Raw genomic sequence first — 15959 nt, forward strand, 5'->3', positions numbered from 1 at the left:
TCGATTTTCCGGCTTATAGACGTCCCTTTAATGTTTTAGCAATGTTGATATATCAATGTTTATGATGTTTCGTTTTCAATGGATTTTGACTTTCTGGACAGCTCCATCATTACAAATATTTTCGATGGACATTCCGGCCGTCAAAATTAAATAAAACAGGTTTATCCTCAATAATCGTTTCTAAATGGACACCTCTCCCCCAAAGCTGATAAATGTATGGAAGCACCTTTTCAAGGTACTTAATATCAAGTTCAATCCCTTCATACCAATGTTTTAAATATAGTTCGCCGTTTTTCATATAATCCCCATCCATTACCGTAATGTACGGAAAACCGCCATTCACCCGCATGCTTACGAGCTGATCCCGCACTTTTTCCCAATCTTTATCAACAATTTTATAGTCTTTGCCTTGTTTTTGAAATAAGTACATGTCTTCCCGCATAACAAGATCTTTTGTTAAATAGTTGCGAAGAAATGAAATATCCGATTCAATTTCCCGCACCTCAAACAGCTTTTCCCTGCCCGAACCGGGTTGAATTCCCCGCTTTTTCATTTCCTCTGTCGGATTGTTATACCTTTCTTCGATATCCTCAAATATTTTTAAACCTAAATAATAAGGGTTAATGCTCGTTCTTGACGGTTGTACGACACCTGCATTTAATTTAGCATATTCAATTGCTTCATCAGAGGTCAAATCCAGCTCTCTCATGATCCGCTGGTGCCAATACGTCGCCCAGCCTTCATTCATTATTTTTGTTTCAAGCTGAGGCCAAAAGTATAGCATTTCCTCTCTCATCATTGTTAAAATATCACGCTGCCAGTCTTCAAGCTCCCGGCTATACTCTTCGATAAACAAAAGCACGTCTTTCTCCGGTTTGGGAGGGAATTTTTTCTTTTTCTTGATTGTCTGTTCACTTTTTTCTTTTTTTTCTCCTAAAGACCAGAGATCATCATACGGTGTTTTGTATGTCTTAAGCTCTTCTTCCTCATCAACATCATCCAAGCTCCAAGAAAGTTTTGTCCGAACTAAAGACGGATCAATATGTTCTTGGATGGATAAAACCGCGTCTAAAAATTTTTCCACTTCTCTTTTTCCATATAAAAGTTCATATTTCTTGATTCTTTCCGCTGTTGCCGCCATGCTTTCGACCATATCCCGTTTCGTATTACTAAAGCGAATATTGTTTTTAAAAAAATCACAATGCGCGAGGACATGTGCAACAATTAGTTTATTTTGAATAAGAGAATTAGTATCAAGCAAAAAGGCATAACAAGGATTTGAGTTAATCACCAGTTCATAAATTTTACTAAGACCTAAATCATAATGGAGCTTCATTTTATAAAATTGCTTTCCAAAGCTCCAATGGGAGAAACGAGTCGGCATTCCATATGCACCAAATGTATAAATAATATCAGCTGGACAAATTTCATATCTCATCGGATAAAAATCAAGACCAAACCCCTTTGCGATTTCTGTTATTTCTTCAATTGCATATTGAAGAACTTTATGATCCTCCTTGTTCATTGTTCATCCCCCTTCTTTTTCCTTACAACAATTTATGAAAACAAACGGGAGATGATGAAAAACATTTTGAACGTTGTGTCAGATTGCACTATTTCCATTTCACATCTTGAACTGCCTGTCACAAAACGAAAAGCAAAAAAGGGAGACATTCCTGTTCAAAAATACACAATCTTATAAAAAAAATGGTGCCTTCTCACGGCACCAAATATTAAAAACTTTTTTGGAAAAACTACATTAAATGGTCGAACCTTCAGGCTGCGCAATTTGTAGAGCTGGTCCAAAAAATTCGTAATGAATATTTTCAGAAGCAACCCCCAGCTCCTTTAAATAATTAATGACTGCTTTCATAAATGGCACAGGGCCGCAAATAAAATAATCTGCATTTTCAGATATGAATTGCTTAAGAATGTCTTTAGTCATATAACCTGTATGATTGGCGCTTTCTTGACGTGACGGCTCCGTATAACAAATAAAGGATGTTCCATTTGGCAACCTGTTCATTAACTCTTTTACTTCCAAACGAAAAGCATGAACATCTTCATTTTTAGCAGAGTGAACAAAACGAACCGGTCTAGAAGGATTTTCTTTTGCTATTGTATTCAGCATGCTCATAATTGGCGTTACTCCAACACCGCCGCTGATGAAAACAACCGGCGAGTTTTGCGTGACATCCAATGTAAAATCGCCAGCAGGCACGCTAATATTAAGCTCATCGCCAATTTGAACATCATCGTGCAGGTAATTCGATACGACCCCTTTTGGTTGATCCGGTTCTGCCTCACGTTTAACAGAAATTCGAAAATATTCTTTGCCAGGAGCGTCTGATAAGCTGTATTGACGATTCAGTAAATATTGATGGCCGTCTATTTTTACTTTTACGGTAACATATTGTCCGGGCAGGAATGATGGCAATACAGCATTATCTTTCGGTTTTAGGTAAAACGATGTAATAACAGAGCTTTCTTTTACTTTATCTACAACAACAAACGGCTTAAAGTCTTTCCAGCCACCTTCCATATTTTCAGCGTCAGCATACATTCGTTGCTCCAATTCGATAAATACGTTTGCAATTTCGTTATAAGCTTCTTCCCACGCAGAAATAATTTCATCTGTTGCTAAATCGCCTAACACTTCTTTCATAGCTGCTAATAAATTTTCGCCGACAATTGGATAGTGTTCTTTTTTAACCCCTAAGCTTCTGTGTTTATGAGCAATTTGCTTCACAGCTGGCAAAATCGTCTCCAATTGATCAATGCGCTCGGCAGCAGCATAAAGTGTGGTTGCTAGCGCTGTTTGCTGTCTTCCTTTCTGTTGGTTTGTATGATTAAAAATATTTAATAACTCCGGATGATTGGAAAGCATTCGTTTATAAAAATGACTTGTGATTTCTGTTCCTTGCTTAGCTAAAACTGGCACGGTGGACTTTATAATTTCAATAGTACGTTCGGATAACATAAATTTGCACTCCTTTGTTTTTAAAAAAAGATGTATTTTATATATATCTTTAAAATAGTTGATCTTCGTCTTAAAAGCAATATTTTAAATACATCTTTTGAAAAGATGTCACATTTTTGAACCTAAATTATCCATCAGTGTATAATGGAGCTAGTACGGACAAAGAGAGGGAGGCCAATGCGTCTTACAAACTATACTGACTATTCGCTCCGTGTGCTCATTTACATTGGCACGAAAAACCGAGAGGAATTATCCAATATTAAAGAAATTGCGGATGTGTACGGCATTTCAAAAAACCATTTAATGAAGGTCATTTACCAGCTTGGGAAAAACGGGTATATTGAAACGATTCGAGGACGAAATGGCGGTTTCCGTTTAGCACGTCCTGCATCTGAAATAAATATTGGCGATGTGGTCAGAAAAACTGAAGAAGATTTCCATCTTGTCGAATGTTTTAATGAAAAAAACAGCGAATGTGTGATCACATCCGCCTGCAGGCTGCGCCATGTTTTCCAGCAAGCCTTGCAAGCTTATTTACAAGTGCTGGATCAGTACACACTCGCTGATTTAATCATAAATCAAAACGAATTGAAGCATTTGTTTAATGTGAAGTAGAAAAAAGCCTTAAATGGTCTTTCGTTTTTTGAATGAGGCATTTATACATTTGTTTTGAAAGAAACGGCTGTTGTTATGTCCAACATTTGCAACGGTACAAAAAACCGATTTATTCATACAATAAACATAACTCCTTTTAGGGAGGGATGTTTATTATGAATAAAATGGATTACGACAAAGCATTATATTACACGCACCGTTCGCAATGGGACAATTTGATTATTTTAATGGTGCGCACAAACGACGATTTTCTTTCCAAAAAAATTGAGCATTTTTTACACGCTTATAATTTTGAACACGATTATCAAATTATTGAGCATAAACTATATGCTTTACTTCGTTATATTGACCATGCATTAGAAAACGTAACAGAGGTTGAACCGGAAATCGCGCTGAAATAGTTTCCAGAAAGGTGACTCAATAGTTTAAGCAACCTTTTTTCAGAAAAGTTATTTCTGAAAAATGGGGTTGCTTTTTCTTTCTGTTTTAGTCGTTTAAGTTATTGCTTCAATGCTAAAAGCGGCGATCGTTTTTGCCGAAAGCCCGTTTTTTCAGGAGCCTTTTTTCATGGCTATTGATCCGCTGCTATAATCGGCTATCAACTTTGCCAAAACTCGGGACTTAGCTCGCTTTTTCAAGAGCGTAAACGAAAAAGCGAGGGTGGAAAAACGTCTTGTTTTTCTCCCTCGCTCTTATTTTTAAGACTTATTGGATAGACTGAAGGGATCTCAATCGAAATGGAGTTAAGCTTTTTTAACTGTCAGAATATCATTTACTTTTTCCATTACGGCATTTATTAATTCTTCCAATGCCTTTTCACTATTATTCAGTGAATCGGCCTGAACAGCAAAATAAAATTTCACTTTCGGCTCGGTTCCCGAAGGCCGCAAACAGAACCAAGATCCGTCTTCAAGGAAATATTTCAATACATTTGATTTTGGCAAATCAATTGTTTCCTTTTTGTTCGATTGAAGCAATGTACGTTCACTTGTTAAATAATCCTCGATAATCGTAACCGTTTTACCTGCAATTTCAGCAAGCGGATTTTGGCGGAAAGATTCTAAAATTCGCTTAATCTGTTCTGCTCCGTCCTTACCTTTTAAGGTTAACGATTTTAACCCTTCTCTGTAATACCCGTATCGATTGAAAATTTCCATTAATCCGTCATAAAGTGTGAGCCCTTTTTTCTTATAAAATGCACATACTTCAACAGCTAAAACGGCCGCTTGAACGGCATCTTTGTCTCTGACAAAATCGCCAATTAAATATCCGTAGCTTTCCTCATAACCGAATTGAAATTTGTATTGTTTCGTTTGTTCAAATTCTTTAATTTTTTCCCCGATAAATTTAAACCCGGTAAGCGTATCAATTGTTTTTAGTCCATATTCCTCCGCTATTGCGCGGCCTATTTCCGATGTAACAATCGTTTTTAGAACAACGCCATTTTCAGGCAGCAATCCTTTTTTCTTTTTCTCAGAAAGGATATAGTTGAGCAAAATCGCACCCGTTTGGTTTCCTGTTAACACAATGTATTCGCCTTTGTCATTTTTGACAGCAACTCCTAAACGGTCAGCATCAGGGTCAGTTCCGATTAAAATATCAGCATCAATGCGTTTCCCTTCTCTTATCGCTAGCTCAAACGCTGCATGCTCCTCAGGATTCGGCGAAGCCACTGTCGAAAAATTTGGATCTGGAAGTTCCTGCTCTTTGACGACGGTTACATTTTGATAGCCTAATGATTGAAGAGCTCGTCGAACCGGTTTATTGGCTGTACCATGCAGCGGCGTAAAAACGACCTTTACATCTACTTCTTTTGCCAAATTAGGATTCAGTGAAATCGTTTTGATCTTTTCATTATATGCTTCGTCTATTTCCGCTCCAATGATTTTAATCAAGCCTTTTTGTTTTAAAATATCTTCATTTTCAACAGCAACTTCTAATTCATTTTCAACTTCATTCACTTTTTTGATGATTTCATCAGCTATTTTTGGAGGAATCTGACCTCCATCCTCTCCGTAAACTTTAAATCCATTATATTCCGGCGGGTTATGGCTTGCCGTTATTACAACACCTGAAAATGCGTTTAAATAACGGACAGCAAAAGATAATTCAGGAGTTGGCCTTAATTCATCAAATACATAAGTTTGAATACCATGCGTTGCGATAGTTTTTGCCGCTTCCATAGCAAATTGCGGCGATTTGTGGCGGGAATCGTAAGCAATTACCACGCCGCGTCTTTTGGCTTCTTCTCCAAAAGATTCAATATATCTTGCCAATCCCTCAGAAGCCTTGCGGATTGTATAAATGTTCATCCGATTTGTGCCTGGGCCAATTTCTCCCCGCATTCCTCCTGTACCAAACTCTAAGCTTTTATAAAAGCAGTCCTCTAATTCGAGTTCATTGTCTGCTTTTTCTAGTAATTGCTGTTTTAGCTCTTGATCTATATCTTCTTTCGATATCCATCGTTGATAATTTTCTTTCCATTTCGCCATAACTTAACACCCCTCCAGTTCCCCTTCTTTTTCTCTCCTGAAATATTTTATCACAAATTTTATGGAAATGAGATGATCATCCCTATTTTTAGAACTATTCGAAACAGCTTTTACATATTTTCCGCAAATGATCGTCTTTCCATTTCTCCAGTTATTTATAAATTTATGTATTATTTGTATCATTTGAAAAAAACAAACCGAGCGACAAAGCTCTTTGCCACTGAACGGAAAAAAGAGCGCCAAACGGACGCTCTTTTTTCAGCAAGGCACTCCCATCCCGGGATTGCAAGAGGGGTTATTGAAGATCTTTTTCAGAAATGTTTGTTAATGCTTCTCCTGCCGCTTCATCAGAAGTCTTATTTGTTGCTAAATCTCCTAATGCGACCATGCCGACAACTTGATTATTTTCCACTACAGGCAACCGGCGAATTTGATTTTGTGCCATGATTTGGGCAGCTTCTTGCAGACTCGCGTCTGGACTACAGCATACAGGGTTTGTCGACATAACTTCTGCAACGGTTGTGCTTTCGTTTTTGCCCTGAGCTGTTGAGCGAAGCGTAATATCACGGTCTGTAATAATTCCTTTTAATTGTCCATTATCTGCAACAGGGATCGCACCAACATTATGCTGTCTCATTAACTGAGCAGCTTCCTGAACAGTTTGATTTGATGAAACGGAAATGACATTAGAAGACATGATATCGCGAATTTTATCCATAGTCTCACTCCTTTCGTTGATAGTTTGAACAATATGTAAAAATTTATGAATGATAATAATTCTTAGCTGATGTTTTATTGATTTCATCGCAAAATCATTTTTAATTCAGGGGAAATGTATTATAATGCCTTTAGAAAGAAAACAGAGAGGTTAGTTGGATGGATGATAAGCGAAAAGACAATTTGCTGTTGATAGGCTGGATCGCTTCTTTAATTTCTACCTTAGGAAGCCTGTATTTTTCTGAGATCATGCATTTCGAACCATGTAAATTGTGCTGGTTTCAAAGGATATTTATGTACCCGCTCGTTGTTATACTTGGAATAGCTGTAGTAAAAAAGGATTACAAAATTGCAAGCTATTCCTTAACTTTGTCCATTATGGGAGGCATGATTTCCATTTACCATTATTCTATACAAAAAATTCCTTTTTTAGGGGAACATAGCCTCGCATGCGGAAGAGTTCCTTGTACAAGCGACTACATTAATTGGTTTGGATTCGTTACAATTCCTTTCTTGGCTTTAATTGGCTTTTCAATTATTTTCCTCACAAGCTTTTTCATTTTACGGCAGAAAGGATAACGTTTCCGTTATTTTCAGATTTTTCAAGAGGCGAATGATGCAAATTCTATAGACCAGCAAACAAAACCTTTGGATTTATAGCTTTCAATTATGTTTTTTACCCATATTAAGACTTAATCGCAATCCGGCAAGTTCATGAGGTCTTAGAAAGATAAACATTTATTTTTTGCGGTTTCCGTCATACCCAATCATTCACGAAAATCTGTTTACATTTTTTAGTGCAAAGGAACGAAAGGAGTGAATAACGGCGATACTTTCCCCAAAATTTTTAAAATTACGGGGTCTTCTCGCCAAATTATATGAAAAAACTGCTTATATTCGGCGGAATCATTATTGTACTGTTCGCGGCACTGGCAATTGTAACAAATTTGCAAAATAAGCAAAAGGCGGAAGGAAATCCGTACAAAAAGTCGAGCCTGCATCCTGAAACCGTCAAGCTGCTGGATGATCCAAATTATCAAAACATCATACTTCCGGATGAGCTAGAAACAAAATTAAATAATCAAGAAGATGTCATTGTCTATTTTTTCAGTTCTACCTGCCCGCACTGTAAAAACACAACACCGATCTTAATGCCTTTGGCAAAAGAATTAAATGTGGATATCTACCAATACAACCTTCTTGAGTTTGAAGAGGGCTGGGATGAGTATAAAATTGATGCAACTCCAACGCTTGTCCATTATGTAAACGGAAAAGAAGCCGATCGTATCGTCGGTTCACAGGAAAAAAGCGTTTTTCGAGAAGCGCTGGAAAATTGGACAAAATCAAAATAAGGAAAACCTGTCTTTTCATGACAAACATGGAAGCTGTAAATGCTTGCTTGGCAATATGGAACAATTGTCTGTCGGAGAAAAACAAAAACTTGCACAAGAAAGTTAAAGGGGCTGTCCAAAAAGTCAGGGTAACTGACTTTTTGGAGCCCCTCATTTTTTCACTTTTTAAAAAAAATGCACAAAAAAATCGTCCTTTCTAGTAAAATGAAGTTACCACACAACATTACAGAAAGGACGATTTTTTATGAGCAATCAAATGATTACTCGTGAAAATTATAACACACAAATGACACTTCCTCTAGATGGAAAAGAAGAAAAAACTCCTGCCAAAAGAAATTTAGCCCCTACTTTCAAACCATATGACAACCGTCAAGTTCAAATGATTTATGATATTGAATCTCTTATACCCGAACATCACGTGGCACGTGTCGTGGACGAAATGGTGGAGGCGATACCAGATAAACAATTGTTTTCTCATTATAAAGGCGGCGGCAGAAGTTCCTATCATCCCAAAATGATGCTGAAAATCATTCTGTATGCTTATTCTCAAAAGGTTTATTCCTGCCGAGGAATCGAAAAACTCGTTAAAGAAAATATTCCTGCCATGTGGCTTTCAGCGATGCAACAACCAGATTTTCGCACCATTAATGAGTTCCGAGGGGAACGGATGAAAGCTTTCATGGATGAGCTCTTTGAAGTCATGATTCTCAAATTGATAAAAGAACATTACATCACGATGGAAAACTACTTTTTGGATGGCACTAAGATCGAAGCCAATGCCAATAAGTATTCTTTTGTGTGGAAAAAATCCACTTTGAAATTCGAAGAGAAATTAAAAGAAAAAATCCAAGAAACACTAAAGCACATTCATGAATTAACCCAATTAGAAGCCGGAACAGGGCAAAAGGAAAGCGATCAACATACAGAGATCACCGAACAAAACATGGAGGAAATCGCAAAAGAAATAGAAGAAAAAGTTGAAACGCTAACGGAAGAAATCGAAAAGGAGACCGATACATCCATTCGGAAAGAGAAGCGAAAAAAACGCAGTCAATTAAAGAAATCGGTGAAACAAATTCGTGAAGATTTCCTGCCCCGAATGGCAAGATACAAGGAACAAAAGGAAATGTTCGGTGACCGTAACAGCTACTCGAAAACAGACAAAGACGCAACCTTCATGCGCATGAAAGAAGACCATATGAAAAACGGTCAGCTCAAGCCCGGATACAACGTGCAAATGGGGACAGAGAATCAGTTTATCTTGTTTTATACCATTCATCAACGACCGACCGATACACGTTGCTTTATCCCACATATGGAGAAGCTAGCCTCCAGTTCATTACCGATGCCCAAAACGGTCATTGCGGATGCAGGCTATGGTAGTGAAGAAAACTATGTATATGCAGTTGGTGATGAGAAAGAGCCCCGTTTTGAGTTTCTAATTCCTTATGGGAGCTATGTAAAAGAACAAACACGTACATACAAAAAAGACATTAAAAATGCCAAAAACTGGACCTATTGTGAAGAGGATGATTGTTTTATTTGCCCGAATGGAAGGAGAGTAACGTTTAAAAAATACCAAAACAAAAAGAATCCATCTGGCTATGAACAAAGCTTCAAAATATACGAATGTGAAGATTGTACCGATTGCCCATTGAAAGCGAAATGCACAAAAGCGAAGGGAAATCGTCAAGTTCACTGGAATCCCATCTTCGAAGAAATGAAAGCAAAGGCCAAAACAGCCCTTGAATGTGAAGAGAAAGCCGCCATCTACGCTCGACGCAAAGTCGAGGCAGAAAGTGTGTTCGGTCACATCAAGGGCAATCGGTCGTTCCGCAGATTTTCTTTGCGGGGCCTCGACAAGGTACATGTTGAGTTTGGGATTGTGGCATTAGCCCACAACATACTGAAAGTAGCCGGCATCCGCCAGCTACTTTCAGATAAAAATCGAAAAAATATAAAAGCAAGTGGAGAGAAACGAATTGTTTTTCTCCACTTGCTTCATTTTAGGGACTTATCGGACAGCCCCTTTTTGAATAATCAAATTTTGTCAATCTTAACAGGAAAAGCGGACAGAATATCCGTAGCTCCAATATTTAGAAATTTTGTTCATACTGCAATAAATCGTCTTCATACGCTTGGCTCCAGCAAAATGATGAATGATTTGCAAATCACTATCGCAAAATAATCAATTTATCCGGAAAGATTTCCAAACATATTTCTTCTTCAAGCTCACAAATGTATTTCCATTGAAGCTGAAGCATTTTTTCACCTTTCAAAAGCTGCTGAACAGCATATAGGAAAGGCTTGTAGTATTACCGATTTCTTATTTCTTACCTTTTAAAAAGTATCAGGATCAGGACCTATCCGCTCATTTTTATTGAGGGAATCGATTTTTTCCATATCTTCTTGAGATAGTTCAAAATCGAAAATAGAAGCATTTTCAATAATTCGATGCTCTTTTGTCGATTTTGGAATTGTCACGACCTCATGTTGAAGATCCCAACGGAGAATCACCTGTGCGATCGTTTTATTGTATTTTTCAGCAATCTCGGCTAAAGTTTCATTATCGAGAAGCCCGCCTCTCATAAGCGGGGACCAAGCTTCAAATTGAATGTTTTGCTCTTTGCAATATTTTCTAAGTTCCTCCTGTGTTAATCTTGGATGAAATTCCACCTGATTAACCATCGGTTTAATCTCCGCACTTTGCAATAAATCCTCTAAATGGTGAACATGGAAGTTGCAGACTCCAATCGCCCGAACTCTTCCGTCTTTATACAACCGTTCTAATGCCTTCCATGTTTCTTTATATTTTCCTGAAACTGGCCAGTGGATTAAATATAGATCCAAATAGTCTAATCCTAATCGATTTAGGCTGTCATCAAACGCTTTTAATGTAGAGTCGTAGCCTTGATCGTCATTCCAAACTTTTGTTGTGATAAATAGTTCTTCTCTCGGTATTCCCGATTCTTTTATCGCAATTCCGACTCCCTCTTCATTTTTATAATATGCCGCCGTATCTATGCTGCGGTAGCCCGCTTTAATTGCTGATTTTACAGCTTGAATTACTTCTTCCCCTTCGTTGACTTTATATACGCCTAAACCAAACCACGGCATTTTAACACCATTATGTAAAGTCACCGTATCTTGCAAGCTTTTGACCAACCAACTCCACTCCCTTTCTAGTTTTGGTGCATCATTTCTATTATGCATGATCCTTATCAAAAAGTGAATATTTCGAAAAGATTAAATCATTTCAACTATATCTTCTACTTCCTTTAGCATCGCCTTTTTTGTATTTTCATCGACATAAGGAACTGAATAAAAAAACTTATGAGTGATTGTTTCAATCCCGCAAAAATTTAAAATACCGACATCAACGATTGTCTCCATTGATGCAATTAACTGATATGGCTTTAAATAATTTTCCGGATGAGATGTTGTTTGAAAAATAATCGCTCTTTTATTTTGCAAAAGCCCTTTTGCCCCTTCATCCGTAAACGTAAAAGCGAAGCCATTCGTGAATATTTTTTCGATATATCCTTTTAAAATAGCGGGCATGCCGTTCCACCATGTCGGATAAATAAAAATTAATTGTTTTGCCCACGAAAAATGCATTTGTTCCTCTTGTATCGCTTTGGATACGGCTGGATTTTGTTTTGTAAAGTAATCTTCTTTTAAGACAGGATTAAAATTCATTTCATACAAATCCCGAATTCTAATTTCATGCTGTTTCTGCTGAAGTTTTTGTACAGTAGTCTGCAAGATCGCATAATTAAAACTGTTGGGATTAGGATGGGCGTAAATAATCAGTGTATTCATAAAACTACCTCCAGACGATGTTACTTTTAGTATGAAAGTTCTTGTTGATCTTCATGCACGACAGCACATAATGAATCCCCTTTCATTTTTCATAATTTTTGAAAAGGAAAATAATCTTAAAATAAGGTTGAAAGTTAGTTGGAACTTGGTAAAATAACAGTAATCTAAATCTTTTTTAAAAGGTTGGGAATACTATTTGAGTACAAAAAAAACTTGCCGTTTTATTATTCATGCAACTGGAAAAAATGGAGAAACGTATTTAGCGACCTGTCAAAACAAAAGGGAAGTAAAACAATGGATTACAGCCAATCACTCGAAAGTAAATAAAAAAGAATTGAAAATCATTGACAAACAGAAAAAACAAATAGTAGCCAAAAACATTTTCATTGTGTCCACCGTTCTACTTGTACTTTATCAGCTTTATATACTTCTTTAGGGACATCCAGTCAATTGGCTGGATTTTTATTTTTGATCATTTAGGACAATTTCTTTAGTATAATATATAGAGAATTTGTTCTTTATAGGAGGAACTTGAATGGAAAACTGGATTACAGATTTTATGGAACAATATGGCTACCTCGGGATTTTTTTAATTATTGCGCTAGAAAACATTTTTCCACCGATTCCGTCCGAAATTGTCCTTCCTTTTGGCGGTTTTATGACCACTTATTCGAACCTGACAGTTCCAGGAGTTATTTTGGCGGCAACTTGCGGCTCCGTTGTCGGTGCAATCATTTTATACGGCGTCGGTCTGTTGCTGGATGTTGAGAGGTTGGAAAAAATTGTTGACCGTTGGGGATACATATTGAAAATTTCAAAAGAGGATATACATAAAGCAGACAATTGGTTTGATCGTTACGGCATATGGACTGTGTTATTTTGCCGAGTTATTCCGTTATTGCGAAGCTTAATTTCCATTCCTGCTGGAATGTCCAACATGAATTTCGTTTTATTTTTGATTTTCACTACGATCGGTTCTCTCGTATGGAATATATTTCTCGTATCGGTTGGCGCGGGATTAGGAGAAGCTTGGCCTCTCATTACCGAATACATAGATATTTATTCGAAAATCATTTATGCTGTGATCGCCGTTCTTGTATTTGCTGCAATCATCATTTGGTATTTTTTTCGATTCCGACGCTCCAAATCATAACGCTTTGCCTGAAGCGCTGAAAAATAATATATGCGCGTTTTTTATACTTTTGGCTCGCCTCAATCAAACAAATACCGCTCGCAATGATGATTGAGGCTTAGCTATTCCATTCATCGCTGATAAGCGATTATTTCCACTTGTCTGGCCGAATGAAAGGATATTGGAAAGCTGCTTCGAAAACGCGCTTTCCAATGATTTGTTTTATGCGTCATACAATTCAAACAATGTAGCGAGGCCCAGACCACCTGCGATTCCTAATGTTGCGATTGCCCGTTTGCCTCTCAATCTTTTCATTTCTGTGCAAAGCCTTGCAACAAGAATAGCGCCTGAAGCACCATAAGGATGTCCGATGGCAATAGCCCCTCCTCCCACATTCAGCTTTTCCAATGGGATGTTTAATTGCTTAACAGAAGCCAATACTTGAGAGGCAAAAGCTTCATTAAATTCGATTAAATCGATATCCTCCATTTGGAAGCCGGTTCGTTTCAGCAGCTGTTGCACTGCTGGAACAGGACCAATGCCTAAAAGGTTCGGATCGACACCTGCACTTGTACAATCGACAAATTTCAGAACGGGCAGAAGCCCAAGCTCTCGGCATTTTTTTTCAGACATGACAAGGACGGCACAAGCCCCGTCATTCAATGGACAAGAATTTCCAACAGTCACTGTGCCATTTTCTTTAAATATCGGCTTCATGGCACGAAGCCTTTCCAAGCTCAACCTTTTCCTTGGACATTCATCACGATCCATGCCATTTACAGGGACAATTTCACTGCTGAATCTGTCATTCTCCATCGCTTGAACCGCTTTTTGATGGCTGCTGTATGCAAACAAGTCCTGCTCTTCCCTTGAAATTTGAAACGCTTCCGCAACATTTTCCGCCGCTTCCCCCATTTCAGGATCACCGAACGACTCCGGCGAAAACCGTGCTCTCGTATAGATCTTAGGTGGCTTCATTTCATATAAAGATAAAGGTTTTTCAATTTTCCAAGGGGCAAGGCTTGTACTTTCGACTCCTCCGGCAATATAAATGTCGCCGGCTCCTGATTGGACAAGCCGGCAAGCGAGATTCACCGCTTCCAATCCTGATCCGCATTGGCGATCAACAGTAATACCCGGAACTTGATCGGGAAGCCCCGCTAAAAGGAGTGAGAGTCTAGCGATATTTCCTCCTGGACCGACCGCATTTCCTAAAATAACTTCATCAATTTCCTGCGGATCAATTCCGCTCTCGTCTACAACCGCTTTGATGACTGCAGCAGCCAGTTGTTCAGGGCGGACGTATTTAAACATTCCCCCCATTTTTCCAATAGCCGTTCTTTTTGCCATAACAATGACAGGGATCGTCATTTTTCTTCCCCTTTCACAATGAATTCAAGTTCTTTTCGCGCAATCTTTCCGCTGGATGTATAAGGGAACTCGTCCACTTCATAAAACGTTCGCGGGCATTTATATAACGGGAGCTCAGATCGGCAATAGCGCTTTAATGCATTGAAGCTTCTATGCTGAGCTTTCTCTTTCCATTTAATAAATGCAACCGGCTTTTGCCCCCAATAATCGTCCTCTACTCCAATAACAACCGCTTCCTCAACCTCATCCCGTTCCTTCAAAACTTTTTCAATTTCTTCCGGATAAATATTTAAACCGCCGCTGATGAACATATTTTTCTCGCGCCCAACGATCGTTAGAAAACCGTTCTCGTCTAAGTACCCTAAATCACCAATTGATGCGCCGTCATCCTTCAATACATTTTTTGTTTCAATCGGGTTGTTGAAATACCCTGAAAATAATAAATTGCTACGTACGACTACTTCCCCAACTTCATTAAAGGATGCTTCCGATCCATCTTTTTTTCTGATTGCTACTTCCACACCTGGAAAAGGAATGCCGACACTTTTTGGCGCTTTTTTAAAAATTTCATCATCGACATAACTGACAAAGCTTAATTCTGATGCGCCATAAAACTCAAACAACTGTCCGTTCGGAAACATTTCTTTTAACTGCTTTCTAGCTTCATAAGAAAGCTTTGCACCAGACGAAATGATTGTTACATTGTTCATTATGCATTTCTCTTCATTTTTCTTCATTTGAAGCAAAGCTTGAATCATCGTTGGAACACCATAAAATACAGTTGCCTCTCTCTTTAACAAAATATTAAATGTTTCCTTTTGAGAAAAAGCCGGGAGCAAATAAAAAGTCGCCCCGATATGTAAGGCGTGAACAGCCGCAAACAGGGACAACGAATGACATAAAGGACCGGGAGCAAGGATGACATCATTTTTTCCATATCCAAAAATTTGTTCTCCGACATTAAAGCTTTCCAGCCAGGATTTATGATTTCTCATATATCCTTTCGGTTTTCCAGTTGAACCTGAAGTAAAGCCGAGATAAAACAATTCTTCATCAAACTCTTCCCACTTCTCGTGATGATCCGTTTGGACATCTTTTTTTATTTCGTCAATTAACATGACGTTCTCCTGCTTTATTCCGGTCCGCTCCAAAAAATCGCGGCTTCCAATGCATACATCCAGCTGGCCGCTTTCCAATACATGCCGGATATCGCGCTTTCTCCATTTTGGATCAAAAGGAACAGCAATCCCGCCAAGTGTAATAACGGCAAAAAACACTTCTAAAAATTCTGAAGTGTTTCCCATTAATATGCCAACTTTTATATTTTTTTTGTTTGTCATTCGAACGAAAGCTGTTTGTATTTTTTTTATATTTTCGTACAGTTCATAATATGTAACTGTCTCTCCATTTATTTGTTTAATTGCCGGTTTTTGAGGATGTTCGTATGCAAATTGACTAATGTTTCTCCCGATCCCCAT

General features: G+C 38.1%; 16 protein-coding genes. 8 read left to right on the forward strand and 8 right to left on the reverse strand.

Annotated elements, in window-relative coordinates:
- Window positions 1-109 precede the first annotated feature (109 nt).
- Complete coding sequence (locus tag NSQ84_RS14200) at window positions 110-1525, reverse strand: SpoVR family protein (protein WP_063387264.1); 1416 nt, start codon at window positions 1523-1525, stop codon at window positions 110-112.
- 54 nt (window positions 1526-1579) lie between these two features.
- Between NSQ84_RS14200 and NSQ84_RS14205 the strand changes: the two genes are divergently transcribed.
- Window positions 1580-1702 (forward strand): hypothetical protein, encoded by a 123-nt coding sequence (locus NSQ84_RS14205; RefSeq protein WP_339212004.1) that lies wholly within the window; start codon window positions 1580-1582, stop codon window positions 1700-1702.
- Between the two features lie 57 nt (window positions 1703-1759).
- Here NSQ84_RS14205 and hmpA read toward each other — a convergent pair whose 3' ends face one another.
- The gene (gene hmpA, locus NSQ84_RS14210; protein WP_066250888.1) at window positions 1760-2980 is read right to left on the reverse strand and encodes an NO-inducible flavohemoprotein; all 1221 of its coding nucleotides are present in this window, start codon (window positions 2978-2980) and stop codon (window positions 1760-1762) included.
- A gap of 177 nt (window positions 2981-3157) precedes the next feature.
- On the opposite strand from hmpA, the gene NSQ84_RS14215 reads away from it, so the two are divergent.
- Entirely contained in the window at window positions 3158-3595 is a 438-nt protein-coding gene (locus NSQ84_RS14215) for an Rrf2 family transcriptional regulator (protein WP_063387262.1), read from the forward strand.
- Window positions 3596-3750: 155 nt separating this feature from the next.
- Window positions 3751-3996 carry a YhdB family protein gene (locus NSQ84_RS14220; RefSeq protein WP_063387261.1) on the forward strand — a complete coding sequence of 82 codons (246 nt, stop codon included), beginning with the start codon at window positions 3751-3753 and terminating at the stop codon, window positions 3994-3996.
- A gap of 342 nt (window positions 3997-4338) precedes the next feature.
- Here the strand turns inward: NSQ84_RS14220 and NSQ84_RS14225 are convergent, their stop codons facing one another.
- Window positions 4339-6087 (reverse strand): phospho-sugar mutase, encoded by a 1749-nt coding sequence (locus tag NSQ84_RS14225; RefSeq protein ID WP_327856419.1) that lies wholly within the window; start codon window positions 6085-6087, stop codon window positions 4339-4341.
- A 295-nt stretch (window positions 6088-6382) separates the two neighbouring features.
- Complete coding sequence (locus NSQ84_RS14230) at window positions 6383-6805, reverse strand: CBS domain-containing protein (protein ID WP_063387258.1); 423 nt, start codon at window positions 6803-6805, stop codon at window positions 6383-6385.
- Window positions 6806-6963: 158 nt separating this feature from the next.
- On the opposite strand from NSQ84_RS14230, the gene NSQ84_RS14235 reads away from it, so the two are divergent.
- The 3 genes from NSQ84_RS14235 (at window position 6964) to NSQ84_RS14245 (ending at window position 10344) form a co-directional block, all read left to right on the forward strand.
- Window positions 6964-7383 carry a disulfide oxidoreductase gene (locus NSQ84_RS14235; RefSeq protein WP_063387257.1) on the forward strand — a complete coding sequence of 140 codons (420 nt, stop codon included), beginning with the start codon at window positions 6964-6966 and terminating at the stop codon, window positions 7381-7383.
- Window positions 7384-7682: 299 nt separating this feature from the next.
- The gene (locus NSQ84_RS14240) at window positions 7683-8156 is read left to right on the forward strand and encodes a thioredoxin family protein (protein ID WP_063387256.1); all 474 of its coding nucleotides are present in this window, start codon (window positions 7683-7685) and stop codon (window positions 8154-8156) included.
- A 244-nt stretch (window positions 8157-8400) separates the two neighbouring features.
- Window positions 8401-10344 (forward strand): IS1182 family transposase, encoded by a 1944-nt coding sequence (locus NSQ84_RS14245; RefSeq protein ID WP_339212005.1) that lies wholly within the window; start codon window positions 8401-8403, stop codon window positions 10342-10344.
- A gap of 152 nt (window positions 10345-10496) precedes the next feature.
- Here NSQ84_RS14245 and NSQ84_RS14250 read toward each other — a convergent pair whose 3' ends face one another.
- Together NSQ84_RS14250 and NSQ84_RS14255 are read right to left on the reverse strand one after the other, a co-directional pair.
- A complete protein-coding gene (locus tag NSQ84_RS14250; RefSeq protein ID WP_094244595.1) occupies window positions 10497-11321 on the reverse strand; it encodes an aldo/keto reductase in 825 nt (274 codons plus the stop codon).
- A gap of 81 nt (window positions 11322-11402) precedes the next feature.
- A complete protein-coding gene (locus NSQ84_RS14255; protein WP_144597066.1) occupies window positions 11403-11978 on the reverse strand; it encodes an NAD(P)H-dependent oxidoreductase in 576 nt (191 codons plus the stop codon).
- 196 nt (window positions 11979-12174) lie between these two features.
- On the opposite strand from NSQ84_RS14255, the gene NSQ84_RS14260 reads away from it, so the two are divergent.
- Both NSQ84_RS14260 and NSQ84_RS14265 read left to right on the forward strand, forming a co-directional pair.
- Window positions 12175-12414: a hypothetical protein gene (locus NSQ84_RS14260; RefSeq protein WP_144597064.1), complete on the forward strand. Its 240-nt coding sequence runs from the start codon at window positions 12175-12177 to the stop codon at window positions 12412-12414.
- 99 nt (window positions 12415-12513) lie between these two features.
- Window positions 12514-13131 carry a DedA family protein gene (locus NSQ84_RS14265; RefSeq protein WP_066250903.1) on the forward strand — a complete coding sequence of 206 codons (618 nt, stop codon included), beginning with the start codon at window positions 12514-12516 and terminating at the stop codon, window positions 13129-13131.
- Window positions 13132-13332: 201 nt separating this feature from the next.
- Here NSQ84_RS14265 and NSQ84_RS14270 read toward each other — a convergent pair whose 3' ends face one another.
- Entirely contained in the window at window positions 13333-14481 is a 1149-nt protein-coding gene (locus NSQ84_RS14270) for a thiolase family protein (RefSeq protein ID WP_311066436.1), read from the reverse strand.
- On the reverse strand, window positions 14478-15959 hold the full coding sequence (locus NSQ84_RS14275; protein WP_144597060.1) for an AMP-binding protein: 1482 nt from the start codon (window positions 15957-15959) through the stop codon (window positions 14478-14480). The genes NSQ84_RS14270 and NSQ84_RS14275 overlap by 4 nt, the downstream gene beginning before the upstream one ends.

The organism is Aeribacillus sp. FSL K6-3256 (genome assembly GCF_037965805.1).
Taxonomy (GTDB): domain Bacteria; phylum Bacillota; class Bacilli; order Bacillales; family Aeribacillaceae; genus Aeribacillus; species Aeribacillus composti.